Consider the following 19,892-nt stretch of genomic DNA (forward strand, 5'->3'; position numbering starts at 1 on the left):
AGGTGTGAGGTGTGACCCATGAATACCGCTACTGCCCAGCAGCACTTCCAGCAATGGCTGGCCGACATCAACCATGCCTGCGGCGAGTTCGACGGTGCCGCGCTGGGGGATGCGTTCAGCGGTGAGATTCGCCCCCGCCAGCTGGGCGCCCTGCGCTTCAGTCACGTGAGCAGCTCTCACGCGCGGCTGCTGCGCACGCCGCGCGAGGTGCAGCGCAGCAGCGAACACAAGTACTTTGCGGTGTTCCAACTCAAGGGCATGGCCAACATGGCCCAGGACGACGCCCGCGAAGTGCTGATGCCGGGGGACATCCTGCTGATCGACAGTGCACGCCCCAGCGACTTCACCTTTGGCGATGCCTCCCAGCAGATCTCGCTGATACTGCCCCACGACCGGGTCGACCAGCTGCTGCGCTTCACCCCGGTGGAGATCGGGCGCAAGATCCCGGCCGGCTCGCCGGTCGCCCTGCTCGCCCAGCAGATGCTGTTGTCCTCGACCCAGCTGGACGAGGTGAGCCTGGCCGAAAGCGAAGCGGTGATCGATGCGCTGATCAGCCTGATGCGCCCGGCACTGTGCGGCAGCGACAGCAACCCCGACCCGCATGAACGCATCTTTCGCAAAAGCCTGGCGCTGATCGAGACGCACATTGCCGACGAGGCACTGTGCCCGGAGATGATCGCGCGGGACATCGGCGTGTCGATGCGCGGGCTGTACCGGGTGTTCGCCAAGAAGGGCCTGGTGATCGCGCAGTACATCAAGAACCGGCGCCTGGACATCTGCGCCGAAACCCTGCGCAACCCGCAGTCGACCCTCAAGCTGTCGGCGCTGGGGTACACCTGGGGCTTCTCCAACAGCAGCTACTTCACCACCGCGTTCAAGCAGCGCTTCGGCGTGTCCCCCGGCGAGTACCGCAAGCGCTACAGCTGAGCGCCTGCGGCCTGCCAGCCGCCTCAGTGGCGGATGCACACCGACTTGGTCTCGGTGAAGGCGTCCAGCCAGTCGACGCCGAAATCACGCCCGGTACCGGATTGCTTGAAGCCGCCAAACGGCATGTTGGCATCGATCAGGGTGTGGCTGTTGACCCACACGGTGCCGGCCTCGATGCGCGGGGTGAGGTCCATGGCCGACTTGAGGCTGGTGGTCCACAGGCTGGCGGTCAGGCCATAGTCGCTGTCGTTGGCGCGGGCCAGCGCTTCTTCCACATCGGCCACGCGGGTCAGGCTCAGCACCGGGCCGAACACTTCGCTGCGGGTCAGGCGCAGGTTGTCGTCGGGGTTGAGGATCAATGACGGGCTGACGTAGTAGCCATTGGCATCCGGCGCGCTGGCACCGCTGATGATCTGCGCGCCCTGCTCGCGGGCATCGGCCAGGTAGGCCTGCACCGACTGCTGGTGCGCGCCGGAAGCCAGGGCGTTGATCTGCGCGCTGGGGTCCAGGCCCGGGCCTACGCTCAACCCCTTGATCGCCTGCTCGAAGTCCGCTGCCAGGCGGTCGAACAGCGGCGCCTCGACATAGATACGCGAACTGGCGGCGCACACCTGCCCCTGGTTGAGGAAGCTGCCCATCATCAGGCCTTCGATCACCTGCTGCGGATCGGCGTCGGCCAGCACGATGGCCGGGTTCTTGCCACCCAGCTCCAGTGACAGGCGCGTCAGGCGGTCGACCGCCGAACGGGCAATGTGCTTGCCGGTGGCGGTAGAGCCGGTAAAGCTGATCTTCGCCACCCGCGGGTGGCTGGTGAGGGCGCTGCCGCATACGCTGCCGCTGCCGGTGATCAGGTTGAACACGCCGTCCGGGATGCCGGCCTCGGTGGCCAGCTCGGCCATGCGCATCAGGGTCAACGGGGTGATCTCGGAGGGCTTGATGACGATCGAGCAGCCGGCCGCCAGGGCGGGCATCACCTTCCACATGCCGATCATCAGCGGGAAGTTCCACGGCACGATGCCAGCCACCACGCCGACCGGCTCCTTGCGCGTATAGGCGGTGTAGCGGGCGCCTTCAGGCACCGGGATCGACACATCCAGGGTGCGCCCGCAGATCTTGGTGGTGAGGCCGGCGGTGTAGCGCATCCAGTTCAGGGTACTGCCGACTTCGAAGGCGCGGGCGATGTTGATCGACTTGCCTTGTTCCAGGGTTTCGAGCTGGGCCAGCTCTTCACCGTGCTGTTCGAGCAAGTCGGCGTAGCGCAGCAGGATACGCTCGCGCTCGGCCGGGGCGCGGCGCGCCCACACGCCACTGACGAACGCCCGATGCGCCGATTGCACGGCCTGGTCGACATCCTCGGCGCTGGCATCGGGGGTCACGGCAATGGGTTGGCCGTTGGCCGGGTTGAAGACGGTAAGGGTCTGGCTGGAGGTGGACGGCCGCCAGCCGCCATTGATGTACAGGCCGTGTTGGCGTCCGAGAAAACGCTGGACACTGGCTAGCAGGGGTACGGTGCCGGCAGTCATGAACACTCCTTTTGTTATGGTTGGGAACATCCCAGGAGAGTGTATGGCGCCGCCGCAGGCGGGATGTTTCGCTGGCTGCCAGGGAGGTTGGCGGGTGTGCCAATGTGGTGGGTGGTGTGGCTGTTCGCCAGCAAGGCTGGCTCCTACAGGAGCAGGCCTTGCTGGCGAATGGGTGCGGGTCAGCGCAGGCGGGTACGGATCCGGTGGCACACGTTGAGCACCTGCTCCACCTCGCCCTCGCCCAGGTCGATCTTGCACGCCATGTTGCTGAACACCTGCGCCGCCTCGGCCTTGAGCTCACGGCCCTTGTCGGTCAGCAGCAGGTTGCGTCGGCGTCGGTCGCTGGGGTCCAGGTACACGGTGATGAACCCCGCATCCGCCAGGCGCTTGACGATTGGCGTCAACGTGCCCAGGTCGAACAGGGTGAGCTCGCTCAAGGCGCTGATCGACACATCATCCTTGCCCCACAACCCGGCCATCACCAGCAGTTGCGGGTAGGTGACGCCACGTCGCTTGAGCGGTTCGGCATAGTCCCGAACCATGGCGTTGGCTGTCGAATACAGCGAGAAACACAGCATCTTGTCGAAGTCGAACGTCGGGTCAAGCATGCACACCTCCCGCGACGCGGCTGTAGTGATGCACCGCGTCGACCAGTACTGCAACCGCCTCTGGCGAAGTGGCCGGCGAAATGCCCTGCCCCAGGTTGAACACATGGCCGAAACCGGCCGCCGGTGGTCCGAACGTCTGCAGGGTGCGTCGCACCTCGCGGCGAATGCTCGCCTCGTCTGCCAGCAGCACGGCCGGGTCGAGGTTGCCCTGCAGCGCCACGCAGTTGCCCACCAGCTGGCGTGCCAGCGCCAGGTCACACGTCCAGTCCAGGCCCAGCGCATCGGCGCCGCTGTCGGCCAGCGGGCTGAGCCACTGGGCGCCACCACGGGTATGCACGATGGAGGGAATGCGCACGCCATGCTGGGTCTTGTGCAGGCGCGCCAGCACTTCACGCAGGTAATACAGGGAGAAACGCCGATAGGCAGCGTCGGCCAGCACACCGCCGAAGCTGTCCACCAGCATCACCGCCTGGGCGCCGGACTCGATCTGTGCATTGAGGTCGGCAGCCACCGCGTGACCGAGCACCTTGAGCAACCGGTGCAGCAGTTCCGGGCGACGGTACAGCATCTTCTTGATCAACTGGCAGTCGCCCGGCGGGCCACCCTCGACCATGTAGCAGGCCAGGGTCCAGGGGCTTGCGGCAAAGCCCACCACCGGCACCTTGCCCTCCAGCTCGTGACGCACCTGGGCAAGGGTCTGGTAGGTGTGCTCCAGCGCCTCGGGTTCGGGCACGCGCAGGCGCTCGATGGCCGCCTCGTCACGCAAGGGGTGACGAAAGCGCGGGCCATCGCCGTTCACGCAGTACAGGCCCAGCCCCATGGCGTCGGGCAGGCTGAGCATGTCGGCAAACACCACGGCGGCGTCCAGGCTGAAACGGCGCAGCGGTTGCAGGCTGGCCTCGGTGGCCAGGTCCGGGTTCTTCACCAGGTCCAGATACGAGCCGGCCCTGGCACGCAGGGCACGATGCTCGGGCAGGTAGCGGCCGGCCTGGCGCATCAGCCAGACAGGCGTATGCGCCGTGGGTTGGCGCAGCAAGGCCTTGATAAACGTATTATTGTGCAAGGACGGGTAACTCATGCTGGTTCGCGAAATTCACTGCACAGCTCATGACTGGCGCCGCGGGGCGGCATCGGCAATCGTGCTGCGCAAGGCGTGGAGCGTGGCGCGGTAATCGGGCTGGGAAAAGATCGCCGTACCGGCCACGAACATGTCGGCACCGGCCGCAGCGACCTGGCCGATGGTGTGAAGGTTGACCCCGCCATCCACTTCCAGGCGGATGTCACGGCCACTGGCATCGATAAGCTTGCGCGCTGCTTCGATCTTGGGCAAGACCGCCGGGATGAACGACTGCCCGCCGAAGCCGGGGTTGACCGACATCAGCAACAACAGGTCGAGCTTGTCGAACACATACTTGCATTCCTCCAGCCCTGTGGCCGGATTGAAGGCCAGGCCCGCCTTGCACCCCAGATCCTTGATCAGTTGCAGGGAGCGGTCCAGGTGAACGGTGGCCTCGGGGTGAATCGAGATGTAGTCGGCACCCGCCTCGGCAAATGCCTGGATCATCGGGTCCACGGGGGTGACCATCAGGTGCACATCCAGCGGCGCGGTGATGCCGTAGCTGCGCAGCGCCTTGCAGAACTGCGGCCCCATGGTCAGGTTGGGTACGTAGTGGTTGTCCATCACGTCGATGTGGATGACGTCGGCACCGGCAGCCAGAACCCGCTCGGCTTCCTCGCCCAACCGGGCAAAATCGGCCGCCAGCATCGACGGGGCAATCCAGAACTCTTTCACACGCCTACTCCGTTACTCATTGGCTATTCGTCGCACCGGGCCCTGCTCGTTTTGCGCAAGGGCGGTGTTGATCTGTGCGATCAGGCTGTCACTTGCCGCTTCGAGATGAAAATGGTGCCCGCCATCATGCCAGTGCACACGGCTGGCCCAGGGCAACGCTTTTTTGCGCTTGTCGAATTCCGGGCCGGCAAACAGGCCCTGGCGCCCGAGCATCACATGCAGCGGGCAACTGATCTGGCGCAGGAAGTCGCAGGCCTGACGCTCGGTCAGCTGCATCGGTTCGGGCAGCACCAGCCGCGGGTCGTGACGCCAGCGGTAGCCATCCCCCACGCTGAGCAGGTCGCGCATGGCCAGCAGGCGTGCCGAGGCCGGCGAGAGCAGGCCGTCGATACTGTTGCGCCGCTCGTTGACCGCCGCCTCGACGCTGCTGAACTGCACGCTGTCGGGGGCCGAGAACCCATGCAGGCGGGTGCGCAGGGCCAGGCGCATCAGGCGATGGGCCTTCTTCAGGTGCTCCACGGTGTCTTCTTCGGCGATGGTGAACGGAGCGCCCATGCCATCGAGGAAGATCATGCTGTCGATGGACTTGTTCATCGCCCCCAGGATCGACGCGATGCCGCTGCCCATGGAATGGCCGATCACCGAAAAGCGCTTCCAGCCCATGCACTCGACCAGGGTATTCATGTCGTCGGCATGTTCCCACAGATAGTAGCCACTGTCGGCACGCCGATGGTCCGAGCGTCCGTGCCCGGCGAGGTCCGGTGCCACCACGAAGCAATCCTTCAGGTACGGCGCCACCTGCTCGAACGAGGCGGCGTTGTCCAGCCAGCCATGCACGGCCAATACCGGATGAGCCCCCTCCTCGCCCCAGACCCGCAGGGCAAACGTCTGCCCGTTGACGTCCAGGGTCTGGTCCCTGCCTTTATTGCCAAGACGCATGTAGATACTCCCTGCGTAAGCATTGTTTCGAGGTAACGGGCAACACCCGCAGCGCCTGTCAGCCGGCGGCCGCCAGCTGTGCCGAGCGTGCCGTGTGTTGCAACTGCTTGAGGTCGAACTTGCCGTTGGCGGTCCGCGGCAAGGTGAGCTCGATACTGATTGCCAGTGGCACCTTGTGCGGCTCGAGCCCGGCGCGGCAGCGTTCGAGCAACTGCTCGGCGCTGAGCGTGACGCCCTGGCTCAAGGTCACGAAAGCCCACAGCCCTTCGCCGGCCGCAGCATCCTCGACACCGACCACCGCTGCCGCGTCGATGCCTGCCATGGCATAGAAGAAGTCTTCCACTTCCGCCGGGCTGACCTTCATGCCGCGGGACTTGATCACGTGGTCCATCCGGCCTTCGAAATACAGGTAGCCGTCTTCGTCCAGGTGGCAGTAGTCGCCGGTATGCAGCACGCTCTCCCCGGGATAGGGGCCGGGCTTGAGCTTTTTCGCCGTGGCCTGCGGGTTGCGCCAGTAGCCGGCCATGACCGTGGCGCCGCGAATCACCAACTGGCCCACCTGGTGGGCCTGGTCGATGCGCTGGCCGTGCTCGTCGATCAGCCACAACTCGGTGTTGGGAATGGCGATGCCGACGCTGCCCGGCTTGCTGTCGATGTCCTCTGGCGGCAGGTAGGTGCAGCGCTTGCACTCGGTCAGGCCGTACATGGAGAAGATCTGCGCCTGCGGAAACAGTGCCTTCATCTGCGCAATGTGCGGCGGCTTGAGCGCCGCGCCGGTATTGGTGACCATGCGCACGTGCTCGAAACTGGCGTTGCGCTTGCTCGCGTACTCATGCAGCAGCATGAGCATGGTGGGCACGAACGGGATGACCGTGATCTGGTACTGGCGGATCTTCTTGATCAGGAAGATCGGCCAGGTGAATTCCTTTTCCAGTACCAGGGTGGCGCCCGCGCTCAGCGCCATGATCATCTGGTACAGGCCATAGTCGAACGACAGCGGCAACGAGCAGAGCACGTGGTCGCTGTCGTTGTAGCCCAGGTAGGTGTGCAGCGACGACAGCGCCGCGAGCATGTTGCGATGGGTCAGCATCACGCCCTTGGGCTCGCCGGTGGACCCGGAGGTATAGATGATCGCGGCCAGGTCCAGGTCCAGCGTGCCGCAAGGCACCGGAGCTCCGTTGCCCTGCATCAGCACACCCTCGAAGGTGCGTGTCAGCGCCGAGTCGGCCTCGCCGTCCAGCAGCACGATGGTGCGCAGGTACGGCAGGCTCGGGGTGTCCACCGACAGGCTGGCGAACTTCTCCGAGGTGGTGATCAGCACCGAGGCCTCGGCGTCCCGCACGATGTAGTCAAGGCCCTCGGCATGAGTCTCCAGGCCGACATTGACCACCACGCCACCGGCCTTGAGCACACCCCAGAAGGCACAGATGGTTTCTACCCGGTTGCCCAGGCACAGCACCACCCGTTCCTGACGCTGCAGGCCACAGGCCTGCAAGCCCGAGGCCAGCCGCGAACTGGAATCGTCGAGGTCGGCATAGGTGTAGGTTTCATCGGCATAGATGACTGCCGCCTTGCGCGGGTACAGGCCGTTGCTGGCCTCCAGTACCTGCTGCAGGAGCACGCTAGACCGGCTCATACTGTACCTCTGGCTGGCCTTGCGAGGCGGTTTCGGGGGCGTTCTGGCGGTTGGCGTCGATGTACTGCGCCAGCGTCGTCACGGTATTGAAGTGCCCGGGGGCAATGGTGTCGGGGTTGACGAAGAAGCCTTCGATCTCGTCCTCCAGGCTGACCAGCAGCTCCATCGAGGTGAGCGAGTCGAGCCCCAGGTGGTCACGCAGGTGCGAGTCGGCACGCACCTCGGTACTGGCTGGCAGCTTGAGCACCACCCGCAGGATCTCGATCAGTTGCGCCTGCGTGGCGCCGCTGGCCGTCACGCCCGGTGCGCTGCTGGCAGCAGGTGCGCTGGCCGGGGCGGCGAGCATGTCGTCCAGCGCCACGTCGGCGTGGCTGTCGCGGATCTCCAGTGCGGTCTGACGGGCCCTGGCCAGGAACAGCCGGCCGTGGCTGACGATCACCTCGGCCGGGTGACCATGGCTGTGGAACAGGGTCGGCGAGGCCGTGGGGCCATAGGCACCGGAGGCCGTCACCGCCAGCAGGTCGCCTTCGCTCAGGGTCTCGATGCGCACGTCACGCCCCAGCAGGTCGTCGGGGCTGCACAGCGGGCCGGAGATATGGTACTCGCGCAGCGGCGCGCCGTTGCTGCCGGTGGCGTGCACGATGCGGAAGTTGCGCTTGAGCACCTGGCCGCTGCCCGCCGCGGCACCGTGGCAGTTGGTGCCGCCGTCGGTCACGGCGAAGGTCTTGCCGTGGTTGTGCTTGATGTTGTCGACGGTGACCAGCAGCGCGCCGCATTTGCCGGCCACGAAACGGCCGGACTCGACGATGATGCGGGTACGCGGGAACTGGCGATGGAAACTGTCGAACAGCGGCGCCAGCAGCTGCTTGAGCTGACGGGTGTCGAGTTCCTTTTCGTTCTCGTAGTACTTGATGCCCAGGCCGCCGCCGACGTCGACCATGCTCAGGTCCAGGTCGTAGCGAAGGGTGAGGTTGCGGTACAGGTCGAGGATGTAGCTGGCATTGTCATACACCGACTGGGCGTCGAGGATCTTGGTGCCGTTGTAGACGTGAATGCCCTTGATATGCAGATTGGGCAGCGCCAGGTACTGGCCGAAATTGGCCACTGCGGTGTCTTCCTCGATACCGAAATGGGTCGGGCGCCCGCCCATCTTCCAGGGCGAGCCCGAGGCCGAGAAATTGGGATTGATGCGAATGGCCACCGGTGCGGTACAGCCCAGCGAGCCGGCCAGGGCAGAAAGCGCGCGCAGTTCGGTTTCGGATTCGACGACGATGGCGAACACCCCCACTTCCAGCGCCCGGCGGTGTTCCTCGGGCTTCTTGTAGGGGCCCAGGAAAATGATGTCCTGGGGTGCAACGCCCGCCTTCAGGGCGATTTCCAGCTCGCCCAGCGAACAGACCTCGGTGTTGCCGCCGTACGAACGGATCAGCTTCACCAGCGACAGATTCGGATTGACCTTGAGCGCGTAGAAGATATCCACGCAGTCGGGCAAGGCGTCGCGCAGTTCATTGAAACTGCTGCGCAGCACCGCCTCGTCATACAGGTAGGTAGGCGTACCGAATGTCGCCTTTGCCTGGAGGACCAATTCTTTGGAAAGCTTCATCTGTTGCTCCCTTCGTTATTATATTTTCCGGTGCCGAATGCGTGCGCGGGATGCGCACCTGCGTCGTCCCGTTAGCCCTGGCGCGTTAAGTGTCGTATCGGATCGCGCAACGCCTGCAACAACGACAGAAAGCCCCTGCCTGCAAAACTTTGCGCGCAAAGTTTGTGAAATTCTCTACTGCGTTTCGCGGTGATGTCAAGATAATTCCAATGAACCCTGGCTGCGGCCGATGGTCACCCCGTTGACGGCGATTTAGGCCGCATAACAGCGTTCAAATGTCGCACCTGTTACAGATCAGTAGCGCTTTTTCCCAATGAATACAGGGCTTTTATCTGATCCGTATATAAGGCCTGTTTCTGAGTCTGTTTTGTCTGCGGCAGGCTTTCTAGAGTCAGCGCCTGTGCTCGTCCCGTCGGGGGGTGGGCTAGGAAGGAAACGCGGATAAACAGCCATGAGTACTCATCAACAGGCACAGGCCTACAACTACAAGGTGGTCCGGCAGTTCGTGGTCATGACGGTGGTGTGGGGCATCGTCGGCATGGCCATGGGCGTATGGATCGCCTCGCAACTGGTCTGGCCGGAGCTCAACCTGGACCTGCCCTGGACCACCTTCGGCCGCCTGCGCCCCCTGCACACCAGCCTGGTGATCTTCGGTTTCGCCGGCAGCGCGCAGTTTGCCGCCAGCTACTACGCGGTGCAGCGCACCTGCCAGGTACGCCTTTACAGCGACTGGCTGACGGCCTTCACCTTCTGGGGCTGGCAGGCAACCATCGTGATCATGCTGCTGAGCCTGCCCCTGGGCCTTACCACCACCAAGGAATACGCCGAGATCGAATTCACCGGCGCGGTGTGGATGGCGATCGTGTGGGTGGCCTATGGCGTGGTGTTCTTCGGCACCCTGCTGCGCCGCAAGGGCACGCACATCTATGTCGGCAACTGGTTCTTCGGGGCCTTCATCGTGGTCATCGCGATGCTGCACGTGGTCAACCACCTGTCGATTCCGGTCAGCTGGTTCAAGTCCTACCCGGTGTACGCGGGGGCCACCGATGCGATGGTGCAGTGGTGGTACGGCCACAACGCGGTGGGCTTCTTCCTGACCACCGGCTTCCTGGGGATGATGTACTACTTCGTGCCCAAGCAGGTCGGCAAGCCGGTGTATTCCTACCGCCTGTCGATCGTGCACTTCTGGGCGCTGATCACCCTGTACATCTGGGCAGGCCCGCACCACCTGCACTACACCGCCCTGCCCGACTGGGCGCAGTCGCTGGGCATGGCGATGTCGATCATCCTGCTGGCCCCGAGCTGGGGCGGCATGATCAACGGCATGATGACCCTCTCGGGCGCCTGGCATAAGCTGCGCAGCGACCCGATCCTGCGTTTCCTGGTGCTGTCGCTGGCGTTCTACGGCATGTCGACCTTCGAAGGCCCGATGATGGCGATCAAGACCGTCAACGCCCTGTCGCACTACACCGACTGGACCATCGGCCACGTGCATGCGGGTGCGCTGGGCTGGGTGGCGATGATCACCTTCGGCGCGCTGTACCACATGATTCCCAAGGTGTTCGGCCGCGAGAAGATGTACAGCATCGGGCTGATCAACCTGCACTTCTGGCTGGCCACCATCGGTACCGTGCTGTACATCGCCTCGATGTGGGTCAACGGCATCACCCAGGGCCTGATGTGGCGCGCGATCAACGACGACGGCACCCTCACCTACTCGTTCGTGGAGGCACTGGTGGCCAGCCACCCTGGCTTCATCGTGCGCTTCGTCGGTGGCGTGTGCTTCCTGAGCGGGATGCTGCTGATGGCCTGGAACACCTGGCGCACGGTACGCGTGGCAGACCCGAAACTGGCACTGGACAACGCGCAGATGGCGTAAGGGGCAGCGAATGAACGGCTGGACATATGGGTTGTATTGCGTGACCGGACTGGTGTTCTTCTACCTGATCACCAGCGCCTGCCTGAGGCGCCATAGCGACCAGGTGGATGACCAGGCAAGCCTCATACCCTTTGCCGATGACCCGGTGGTGGCGCGCCGGGTCGAGCAGGCCATCGGGCGACCGGTGCCTGCCGAGGCACCGGAGGCCTTGCTGAAGGCTTGAGGGGGGTGCTGCACCGGCATGTCCGCAAGAGCGGGTTGATTCGCTCTTGCGGCTTGGCCTATTGATGACTGACCCAGTAAACCGCCGTCACGACCACCAGTACAATCAGGCAGAGTATCGCCCACGCATCGACACTGCTGTCCGGCTTGCTTGCCTTGCTTGGATTTCCCATTGCATTGCCTCTTGTTGTGGTTATGGGAATGCACTGCACCTGATGCAGTTAAGTCCAGCAATGCCCTTTGCTCAAGCAGGGTTTTTGTACAGCTCGTCGGTTAGTAGTCCATCGCGTCCTTCAGGAACGGGTATCGATACCCTGGCGCCTTGCCAACGGCGCTGAACCCCTTGAAATCCAGCCCATAGTCGCCCTGCTGTTCAAGCGTGAGCCAGCGCCGCGCCTTGACCGCATCGATCAGCTGAAGCACCGGCACCGGCCGCGGCCGGGCGAGCAACTGACCGATCGGCACGCCCTGCGCATCATCGTGCAGCAGCACCATGGCCCACCCGCCCAGAGAAAAGTGCCCGCCCATCAACACGCTCAATCGACCCTCGATTCGCGCCTGCAGGGCCTGCGGCGAACTGTTCACCGCACTGAACAGCACATCCCGGCCCGGCACCCGCCCGGCCTCCTCGAATGCCTGCATCGCGCCGAACGCCATCTCGTCATTGGCCGACCACACCAGCTGCGTACGCGGATAACGCGCACCCAGCAACTGCGCCTGCTCATAGGCGCGCTGGCGACTCCATTCCCCATACACCAGCTGGCGCAGGTGCACGCCGGGCAACTCGGCCAACGCCCGGTGCATGCCCTGCTCACGCAACTGCGCTGCCGGGGTGTGCTTCAACCCAGAGAACGCCAGCAGGTCCACGCCCTGCTCTAGGGCAGCGGGCGGCAACTGCTCGACCAGCGTCTTGAGCATGCGGTAGCCGGCCTCCTCGTCGTTGCCGGTCAGGGTGCCGAGGACCGGCGGATAACGGTCCGGATACTCGTGCACCTGGCGCGCCTGGTCGACCGTCAGGCCGTTGTTGACCAGAAACAGCCTGACCCCGCTGCCGCGCGACAGGCGGATGATCTCCGGCGCCACGTACTGCTCGTTGACCAGCACCAGGTAGTCCGGCCGCTGCGGCCCCTGGAGCGCCTGTCGCGCCTGATGCAACACACGCTGGCGATCACGCCCGCTGTACTCGACACGCAGGGACATGCCCAGGTTCTGCGCGGCGCCTTGCATGAAACGCGAGTAACTGACCCAGAAGGTCTCGTCGGCATTGCCCGGATTGAGAAACACCACCGAGGCCGCCTGGGCGCCACTCACCAGCGACAGGCCCAGCCACACCGACAGGCACAAGGCCTTGAGCATTCGAGTACGCTCCTGCAACGCAAAGCGCCGAGTATAACCGCGACGGCACGGGCAACGCTCAGGTGACAGCCAAACGCTAGCCAGTCTCACTTAGTCCATATAGTTCTTTTCATATGCAAAAACATCACTTTTGCGCATAAACGCAAACTGCTATCTTGCCTCGGCTCCGCCCCGGAGTGCGCGGCCGTGCGCGCGATTAGCTGCAAGCAGCCTGAGAACAGGACCCCTATGTACGTATACGACGAGTACGATCAGCGGATCATCGAGGACCGCGTCAAGCAGTTCCGAGACCAGACCCGACGCTACCTGGCCGGTGAGCTGAGCGAAGAAGAGTTCCGCCCCCTGCGCCTGCAAAATGGCCTCTATATTCAACGTTTTGCCCCGATGTTGCGGGTAGCCGTGCCCTACGGCCAGCTGACGTCGCGCCAGACCCGGATGCTGGCCAAAATCGCTCGCGACTACGACAAGGGCTACGCGCACATCAGTACCCGGCAGAACGTGCAGTACAACTGGCCTGCCCTGGAGGACATCCCCGAGATCCTCGCCGAGCTGGCCACGGTGCAGATGCACGCGATCCAGACCAGCGGCAACTGCCTGCGCAACGTCACCACCGACCAGTTCGCCGGCGTTGCCGCCGACGAAGTGATCGACCCGCGCCCATGGTGTGAAATCGTGCGTCAGTGGACCACCTTCCACCCCGAGTTCGCGTACCTGCCGCGCAAGTTCAAAATCGCCATCAATGGCTCGGCCAGCGACCGTGCGGCCATCGAAGTGCACGACATCGGCCTGGAGCCGGTGCACAACGCGGCCGGCGAACTGGGCTTTCGCGTGCTGGTCGGCGGCGGCCTGGGCCGTACCCCGGTGGTGGGCGCCTTCATCAACGAATTTCTGCCCTGGCAGGACCTGCTCAGCTACCTGGACGCGATCCTGCGCGTGTACAACCGTTACGGTCGCCGTGACAACAAGTACAAGGCGCGCATCAAGATCCTGGTCAAGGCCCTCACGCCGGAGGTGTTCGCCCAGAAGGTCGACGCCGAAATGGAGCACCTGCGCGGCGGCAGCACCACCCTGACCGATGCCGAAGTGCATCGCGTGGCCAAGCACTTCGTCGACCCCGACTACCTGGCGCTGGACAACCTCGACAGCCAGCTGGCCGAGCTCGACCAGCAGCACCCCGGCTTCGCCCGCTGGCGCACGCGCAATACCCTGGCGCACAAGAAGCCGGGTTATGTGGCCGTTACCCTGTCGCTCAAGCCGACCGGCGTGGCGCCGGGCGACCTGACCGACAAGCAGCTGGACGCGGTGGCCGACCTTGCCGAACGCTACAGCTTCGGCCAGTTGCGCACCTCCCACGAGCAGAACATCATCCTGGCCGACGTCGAGCAGCGCCAGCTGCACGCGCTGTGGCTGGAGCTGCGTGAAAACGGCTTCGCCACGCCGAACATCGGCCTGCTGACCGACATCATCTGCTGCCCGGGTGGCGACTTCTGCTCGCTGGCCAACGCCAAGTCGATCCCGATCGCCGAATCCATCCAGCGCCGCTTCGACGACCTGGACTACCTGTTCGACATCGGCGAACTGGACCTGAACATCTCCGGCTGCATGAACGCCTGCGGCCACCACCACGTCGGCCATATCGGCATTCTCGGGGTGGACAAGAAGGGCGAGGAGTTCTACCAGGTGTCCCTGGGGGGCAGCGCCAGCCGCGACGCCAGCCTGGGCAAGATCCTCGGCCCCTCGTTCGCCCAGGACGACATGCCGGACGTGATCGAGAAGCTGATCGATGTGTACGTCGAGAAACGTACTGAAGACGAGCGCTTCATCGACACCTACCAACGTATTGGCATCGACCCTTTCAAGGAGCGCGTCTATGCAGCGAATCATTAAGGGCAACCAGATCGTCGACGAAACCTGGCACCTGCTGCCCAAGGACGTCACCCTGGACGAACTGACCAACTGCGACGACTACATCGTGCCGCTGCACCTGTGGCGCGAGCACGCCCATGCCCTCAAGGCCCGCGACGGCGGCCTGGGCGTGTGGCTGGATGCCGACGAGGAAGCCGAGGAAATCGGCGATGACGTGGCCAGCTTCCAGGTCATCGCGTTGAACTTCCCGGCCTTCACCGACGGGCGCAACTACTCCAATGCGCGCCTGCTGCGTGACCGCTACAAGTTCACCGGCGAGCTGCGTGCCATCGGCGACGTGCTGCGCGACCAGCTGTTCTACATGAAGCGTTGCGGTTTCGACGCCTTCGCCCTGCGGGCCGACAAGGACCCGGTCCAAGCGCTGCAGAGCCTGCAGGACTTCTCGGTGACCTACCAGGCCGCCACCGACGAGCCGCAGCCGCTGTTCCGTCGACGCTGAACACCGCCCCATGAAAAAGGCCCCTTGCGGGGCCTTTTTTTGTGGCGTCGAATTTACAACCGGGTGACCTGGTCGGGCACGCTGTTCCAGATTTCCGCCGTCAGCGTCTCCAGCAACTTTTTCTCCTCCTTGGCCAGGTTGGCTTGCAGTACGTGGCTCTGGCGCAGGTACGCCGCTTCGGTGATGTGCCCGGCATCGGCATCTGCCTGCAAGGCCTCCATGCGGGCGTGCAGCGGCTTGGCGATGCGCTGGTAGCGCTCGGCATACTGCACCTTCAGGTAACTGACCCAGAAGTCGCGCTGGGCAATCGAAGCCTTGAGCACTGCCGGCGTCTCGCCCTCTTCGATCTCCTTCTGCGCAGCCTTGATATCGGCATCGGTGACCTGGGCAGTGGCTCGGTAGCGCATGGTGTTGGGCTGCCCCGGCAGTTCGAGCGGCTCGGTCAGCGCGGTACGGTAAGCCAGCCGCACTTCGACCTCGTCCACCACCGTGCCAGCACGCACACGTGCATCGATGACCCGCTGGGCAATCAGCTCGACCTGCTCCAGACGATACAGCCCGCGCGCCAGCTTCATCAGTGACCACTCGGCACCCAGCTGGGTACCCAGCGCCAGGGCCTGATTGATCAGCACCTGCACCTCAAGCTGGCTGAACACCAGGATCACCGCATCGCCACAGTTGCGCACGCTGTCCAGGGTCTGCAGTACCTCCTCGCGCAGCGCCGTGTTGGCGCTCACTGCCTTGATCAGCGCCCACACCCGCTGCTTGAGGTCGGCGTAGGTCTCGCGAAAATCGGACGTCTCCCCCAGGTCATCGAACAGCCGGAACAGTTCGCCGGTGCCCGGTTCGGCCTTGAGCGCATCCCACATCGCCTGCAGTTCGGCCGCCTGCACCGCATCTGCACCGGCAAGCCAGGCCGTGGCACCGGCAGCCATCGGCTCGGGCGCAAAATGGACGCGCAGGTTCGGCGTCACGCCAAAGCTGATACGCGTGCGCTGACGATAGACCGTCAGCCTGACCTGGCTGTCGGCATCGATCGGGTTGCCGTGCAGGCTGGTGACCCGATTGATCCTCAACACCCGATCGACACGCTCGGCTGCGGGCGCCAGCACGTCCTGCGGCACCACCTGAATGTTGTTGGCGCGCAGGTCGACCTCTTCGAGCATGTCAAGGTCCATCAGGCCGGTCGGCCAGGTACTGATGCCCGTGTTCTGCAGCCTGAGCCCGCGCAGGTCAGCCAGGGTCGAAACATCGGGCGCGGTTATCAAGGGGTTGTGGTCCAGGTTGAGGATTCTCAGGCGAACCAGTTTGGCCAGCACCGCATTGGCAGCAGCATCCATGACCAGGCTGTTGTAGCTGAACGTCAGCCGGGTGATGCGCGGTATGGCTTCCAGCGCGGCAGGCAGGGTGCTGAACAGGTTGTTGGAAAGGTTGAGCCAGCGCGTATTGGCAAACTGCTCGATAAAGGCCTCGGGCAACTCACTCAACTGCATGTCGCGCATGAACAGCGACGCCACATGGCTGAAATCGGCACTCAGAATCGGCAGACCGTCAAGGCGCGTCTCCGACAGGTTGAGGGTGTAGCCGACGGTTCGCCCTTCAACGGATATCACCGGGCTGGACTGGCGCCGCCAGCAACGCTCGATGCGATCGGCCGCCACCTCCCGGTGGCCACGGGCGGCGAAACTCACGGACTGATCGTTGCGCCAGGCGGTCAGCTCATCGATCAGCTTGAACAGTTCCTGGCGCCGCCCCTCAAGCTTGACCAGCAGCTCCTCCTCACTGAGCCCCTCGCCTAGCTCCTGCAAAAAGGCCTGCACCTCGTCCACGGTCAGGTCGGGGTACAGCGCCCGGGCCCGCTGCACCGGCGTCTGCGGCCTGCCGAACGGGCGCCGGCCACTGAGCGGATAACCGATCTGGCCATCGAGCATGCGCATTGGCGGCTTGAACCAGCGCGTGCGCGGACGCACGCCGATGCTGCTACGCACCGCAGCCGTATCCTTGGCGGCGTTCTCGGCCAACATCAGGCGCAACGCGTCGGCCTGGTTGATGTTCAGGCCCAGCAGCACGCGCTCGCTGTCGGGCAGCGCATGCAGCATGGCGGCGCACAACGGCTCCACCCCGCCCAGCGCGTTATGCTCGCTGTCATAGGCCTGATAGCCTTCGTCCAGCCGCGCGAGAATACGCTTGGTGCCGGTGGCCGTGCTGCGCCCGACCGCCTTGAGTTCATCGCCCCACGGGCTGCCTTCACGTACCTGCAACAGCACATCGCCAGACCAACCCGGCAAGGCCTGCAACTGGTCCATGGCAACCTTCAGGCAGTCCAGGCGATCGGTGTAGCCCAGGTAGAGGCCCTCACGGGCACGCACCACGCGCGCCTGCTCCACCAGCCAGCGGGCCTGTTCGGCCAGGCGCAACGGCACCCGCGGCGGGTTGGCGGTGAGCTGCGCTCGCTCGCTGACGCTGGCACTCTCGACCAGCTCTCTGGCCTGCCGCCACGCCAGCCCGGCAAACTGCTTGCGTACCACCGCCATGCCCGCCACCTCCTGCACCGGGTCGGCGCGGTAGAGGCTGTCGAACACCTGGCTGCGGTTGACGCTGGCGTAACGGGCATAGGCTTCACGCAATTGCGTCAGGCGACCAGCCTCGGTCCTGGCCAGGTAGGGGCCGAACAGGGCCTTCTCTTCCTGTTCGGTCAAGCCCTGCAGCAGCGTTGTCAGGAAGCGACCGTCGACCAGTTCCTGGCGCGTGATCGACAGGGTCCGGTTGTCGGCGCTCAGCGGCGTACCGTACTCCTTGACCAGCTGCCCGTCCTCCATCACCCGCACCAGCACGCCGGCCGGCCAACCCGGCATGCGTGTGAGCAAGGCCAGGGGCAAGGCATCGAGCTCGGTGGCCAGTGGTTGCCCGTCGCGCATGGCCGCAATCACATCCGTCACCCTGCGGCTCATCTGCCAGCGCACCAGGCTGTCGCCGAGCAACGCCGGCAAAGGCTCGTTGTTGCTGTGCAGGCGGCGCAGGCGTGCCTCGTCGATGCCGGTGATGGCGGCCATGTTCAGCAGGTCCTCGTCACCCATGCCGTCCACCAGATGGCCCAGGCGCCGCCACAACGTCAGGCCTTCCCACTGCTGCGGGTCTTCGGCCTCGAGGCGCCAGGCCCCGGCGCCGTTGTGCACCACCGGCGGCTGGTAGGCGTCATCGCGAGGATGGCGGACCTGGTACTGGCCCGCTTCGGTGCCGACCACCTCGTAGGCGCGGCCCTGCACACGAATGTAGGTCTTGTCGCCCACGCTGTAGCGCCCCTGAAGGTCCGGCACGACCCCCGACAGATCGACATCCGCGGCATAGGGCTCCAGCTGCGGCTTCCACAGCCGGTACTGCCCGTTGGCCAGCCTGATCTGGACTGTGCCTTCCAGCAACTCGCTGCCCGGCCCGACGGCCAACGGCTTGAGGGCAAGCCCCAGGCCCACGGCGAATGCAATGTTCAGTGCCACCGACTGCAGGTGCGCCATGGCCAGCTCGCGATCACCCACCTCCCAGTCTTCGATGCCCTCGACCACCTCCCCGATCAACTGGCCGGCCGCCACCACCGCCATCACCTCCCCCAGCCCGGGTACGAAGAAGGCGGCGCTGTTGAGCACGTTCAGACCGATGCTTTCCCAGTACGCCAGGCGCGCCTCGCGGGCCGCTTCGTCCGCGTCGGCACTGGGCACGGCCAGGTGCCGCGCATCAGCCTTGGCCTTCTCGATCAGGCGTCGATGCTGCAACTCAAACAGGTCTTCTTCCACCCGGTGTTCACGCAGGTACAGGTCCGCCTCCAGGTTGGGCTGGCGCTCCAGCAGCCCGTGCTGGCCATCGACCAGGTGAAACAGATTGCTTTCCAGCAGCCCGAAGAAGCGCTCTTCATCGGCCCGTGCCACACAACCGCGCATGGCCTGCTGATAGGCGGGCGAAATCAGGTTGATGCGCAGGTCGCGCTTGAACGCCTCGATGCTCGGGTATTCCTTGAGCGGGTACAGGGGCGCGCCAGGCACATACACCAGCACAGGCTCGGTCTGCTCGCTGAGCAGGCGGTCGGCACTGGCCACCCAGATACCGGACAAGCCAATGCCGAACATTTCCAGGGTGCTGAACACCAGCGGCTTGCCGTTGTACTGGGCGGCACCGGTGCCATCGAGCCAACCGAGCAAGGCGCTGCGGGCAGCCTCGCCAATCTCGCCCTTCATCGCCGCAATCCAGGTGCGCACGCGCAGGCGCGCCTTGTAGGCCTCGATGGACTGCCGGCGAACCCGATCATGGGTGGCCGGCGCCTCGTACACCGCAGCCAGGTGGTCCTGGTACTGCTTGCCCAGGTCCAGCTCATGGCACACGCGGGCAAAGTCGCGCGGGGCCACCGCCAGCTTGCTGCTGTAAACGTAGCGATAGCGCGGCGCGTGCTCGCTGCCAGGTACCAGCGTCATGGAAAATGCGCCCTTGGCCGCCAGGGCCGTACCGTCGTCGAATTCGGCATCCCGGGCAAAGTTCTGCAGCGCCGCCTGCAGCAGGCTCTGGCGCCTGGGCACCACGCGCACCAGCGCGCCCAGCAGTTCGGTGTCGTGGGTAACGTGCACGAATTCGTGGGTGTTGACGTCGTCGTCGCGCTGCAAGTCGCGCTTGAGCCTGGCCTTGAGCAGCGGCTCGGCGAACTCGACGATGCCTTTGAGGGGGCGCAGGGTACGCGCCAACGCGTCGGCGCAGGCGCGGGCGCGCTGCTGGCAGGCGAGCAGTGCCTGGCGCTGGTCCTCGCGGGCATTGCTGAACCAGGGCGCCGGCGCATCCCCTGCGCCCTGGTGCTGTTCGGCGCCCCAGGGCCGGCTCAGGGCCGCGAAACTTGCAGGGGTGGAGTGCTTGAGCCAGTCAGGCATGCGCTGATGGATGAAGGGGCCATGCGGCCCCGGGGTGACATAGGTGTGGGTGGAATCGGTGGGAGTGGTCATGATGGTCCTCGGGGTAGATTGAACCCCAAGCAGACCCCATCATGACGCAGGTGAAGTGCTACATAT

14 protein-coding genes are annotated in these 19,892 nt (G+C 64.7%); 5 read left to right on the forward strand and 9 right to left on the reverse strand.

Annotation, left to right across the window (positions count from 1 at the left end; genetic code table 11):
* Positions 1-18: 18 nt before the first annotated feature.
* Positions 19-927 (forward strand): transcriptional regulator FeaR, encoded by a 909-nt coding sequence (gene feaR / locus N0B28_RS15320; protein ID WP_043863014.1) that lies wholly within the window; start codon positions 19-21, stop codon positions 925-927.
* A 23-nt stretch (positions 928-950) separates the two neighbouring features.
* Here feaR and N0B28_RS15325 read toward each other — a convergent pair whose 3' ends face one another.
* The 7 genes from N0B28_RS15325 to N0B28_RS15355 all read right to left on the reverse strand — a co-directional run bounded on the left by N0B28_RS15325 (position 951) and on the right by N0B28_RS15355 (position 9,028).
* Complete coding sequence (locus N0B28_RS15325) at positions 951-2,450, reverse strand: aldehyde dehydrogenase family protein (protein ID WP_058541132.1); 1,500 nt, start codon at positions 2,448-2,450, stop codon at positions 951-953.
* Positions 2,451-2,629: 179 nt separating this feature from the next.
* Positions 2,630-3,058: a MarR family transcriptional regulator gene (locus tag N0B28_RS15330; RefSeq protein WP_043863016.1), complete on the reverse strand. Its 429-nt coding sequence runs from the start codon at positions 3,056-3,058 to the stop codon at positions 2,630-2,632.
* Positions 3,051-4,136, reverse strand: a complete 1,086-nt coding sequence (gene hemE / locus N0B28_RS15335; RefSeq protein WP_054915444.1) for a uroporphyrinogen decarboxylase — start codon at positions 4,134-4,136, stop codon at positions 3,051-3,053. Before hemE ends, N0B28_RS15330 begins: the two co-directional genes overlap by 8 nt.
* Before the next feature lie 27 nt (positions 4,137-4,163).
* Positions 4,164-4,850 carry a ribulose-phosphate 3-epimerase gene (rpe, locus tag N0B28_RS15340; protein ID WP_043863018.1) on the reverse strand — a complete coding sequence of 229 codons (687 nt, stop codon included), beginning with the start codon at positions 4,848-4,850 and terminating at the stop codon, positions 4,164-4,166.
* A gap of 12 nt (positions 4,851-4,862) precedes the next feature.
* On the reverse strand, positions 4,863-5,789 hold the full coding sequence (locus N0B28_RS15345) for an alpha/beta hydrolase (protein ID WP_043863019.1): 927 nt from the start codon (positions 5,787-5,789) through the stop codon (positions 4,863-4,865).
* A gap of 58 nt (positions 5,790-5,847) precedes the next feature.
* A complete protein-coding gene (locus N0B28_RS15350) occupies positions 5,848-7,425 on the reverse strand; it encodes a class I adenylate-forming enzyme family protein (protein ID WP_052504287.1) in 1,578 nt (525 codons plus the stop codon).
* The gene (locus N0B28_RS15355) at positions 7,412-9,028 is read right to left on the reverse strand and encodes a phosphopantetheine-binding protein (protein ID WP_054915445.1); all 1,617 of its coding nucleotides are present in this window, start codon (positions 9,026-9,028) and stop codon (positions 7,412-7,414) included. The genes N0B28_RS15350 and N0B28_RS15355 overlap by 14 nt, the downstream gene beginning before the upstream one ends.
* A gap of 451 nt (positions 9,029-9,479) precedes the next feature.
* Between N0B28_RS15355 and ccoN the strand changes: the two genes are divergently transcribed.
* Both ccoN and N0B28_RS15365 read left to right on the forward strand, forming a co-directional pair.
* Entirely contained in the window at positions 9,480-10,907 is a 1,428-nt protein-coding gene (ccoN, locus tag N0B28_RS15360) for a cytochrome-c oxidase, cbb3-type subunit I (RefSeq protein WP_043863022.1), read from the forward strand.
* A 10-nt stretch (positions 10,908-10,917) separates the two neighbouring features.
* Positions 10,918-11,130 (forward strand): cbb3-type cytochrome c oxidase subunit 3, encoded by a 213-nt coding sequence (locus N0B28_RS15365; RefSeq protein ID WP_275727272.1) that lies wholly within the window; start codon positions 10,918-10,920, stop codon positions 11,128-11,130.
* Positions 11,131-11,402: 272 nt separating this feature from the next.
* Here the strand turns inward: N0B28_RS15365 and N0B28_RS15370 are convergent, their stop codons facing one another.
* On the reverse strand, positions 11,403-12,485 hold the full coding sequence (locus N0B28_RS15370) for an ABC transporter substrate-binding protein (protein WP_058541135.1): 1,083 nt from the start codon (positions 12,483-12,485) through the stop codon (positions 11,403-11,405).
* Positions 12,486-12,713: 228 nt separating this feature from the next.
* On the opposite strand from N0B28_RS15370, the gene N0B28_RS15375 reads away from it, so the two are divergent.
* Together N0B28_RS15375 and N0B28_RS15380 are read left to right on the forward strand one after the other, a co-directional pair.
* Complete coding sequence (locus tag N0B28_RS15375; RefSeq protein ID WP_043859916.1) at positions 12,714-14,372, forward strand: nitrite/sulfite reductase; 1,659 nt, start codon at positions 12,714-12,716, stop codon at positions 14,370-14,372.
* Positions 14,356-14,850, forward strand: a complete 495-nt coding sequence (locus N0B28_RS15380) for a DUF934 domain-containing protein (protein ID WP_275727274.1) — start codon at positions 14,356-14,358, stop codon at positions 14,848-14,850. The genes N0B28_RS15375 and N0B28_RS15380 overlap by 17 nt, the downstream gene beginning before the upstream one ends.
* 53 nt (positions 14,851-14,903) lie before the next feature.
* Here N0B28_RS15380 and N0B28_RS15385 read toward each other — a convergent pair whose 3' ends face one another.
* A complete protein-coding gene (locus N0B28_RS15385) occupies positions 14,904-19,826 on the reverse strand; it encodes an NEL-type E3 ubiquitin ligase domain-containing protein (RefSeq protein ID WP_275727278.1) in 4,923 nt (1,640 codons plus the stop codon).
* Positions 19,827-19,892 lie beyond the last annotated feature (66 nt).

It is taken from the genome of Pseudomonas sp. SD17-1, from assembly GCF_029201585.1.
GTDB classification, from domain to species: domain Bacteria; phylum Pseudomonadota; class Gammaproteobacteria; order Pseudomonadales; family Pseudomonadaceae; genus Aquipseudomonas; species Aquipseudomonas palmensis.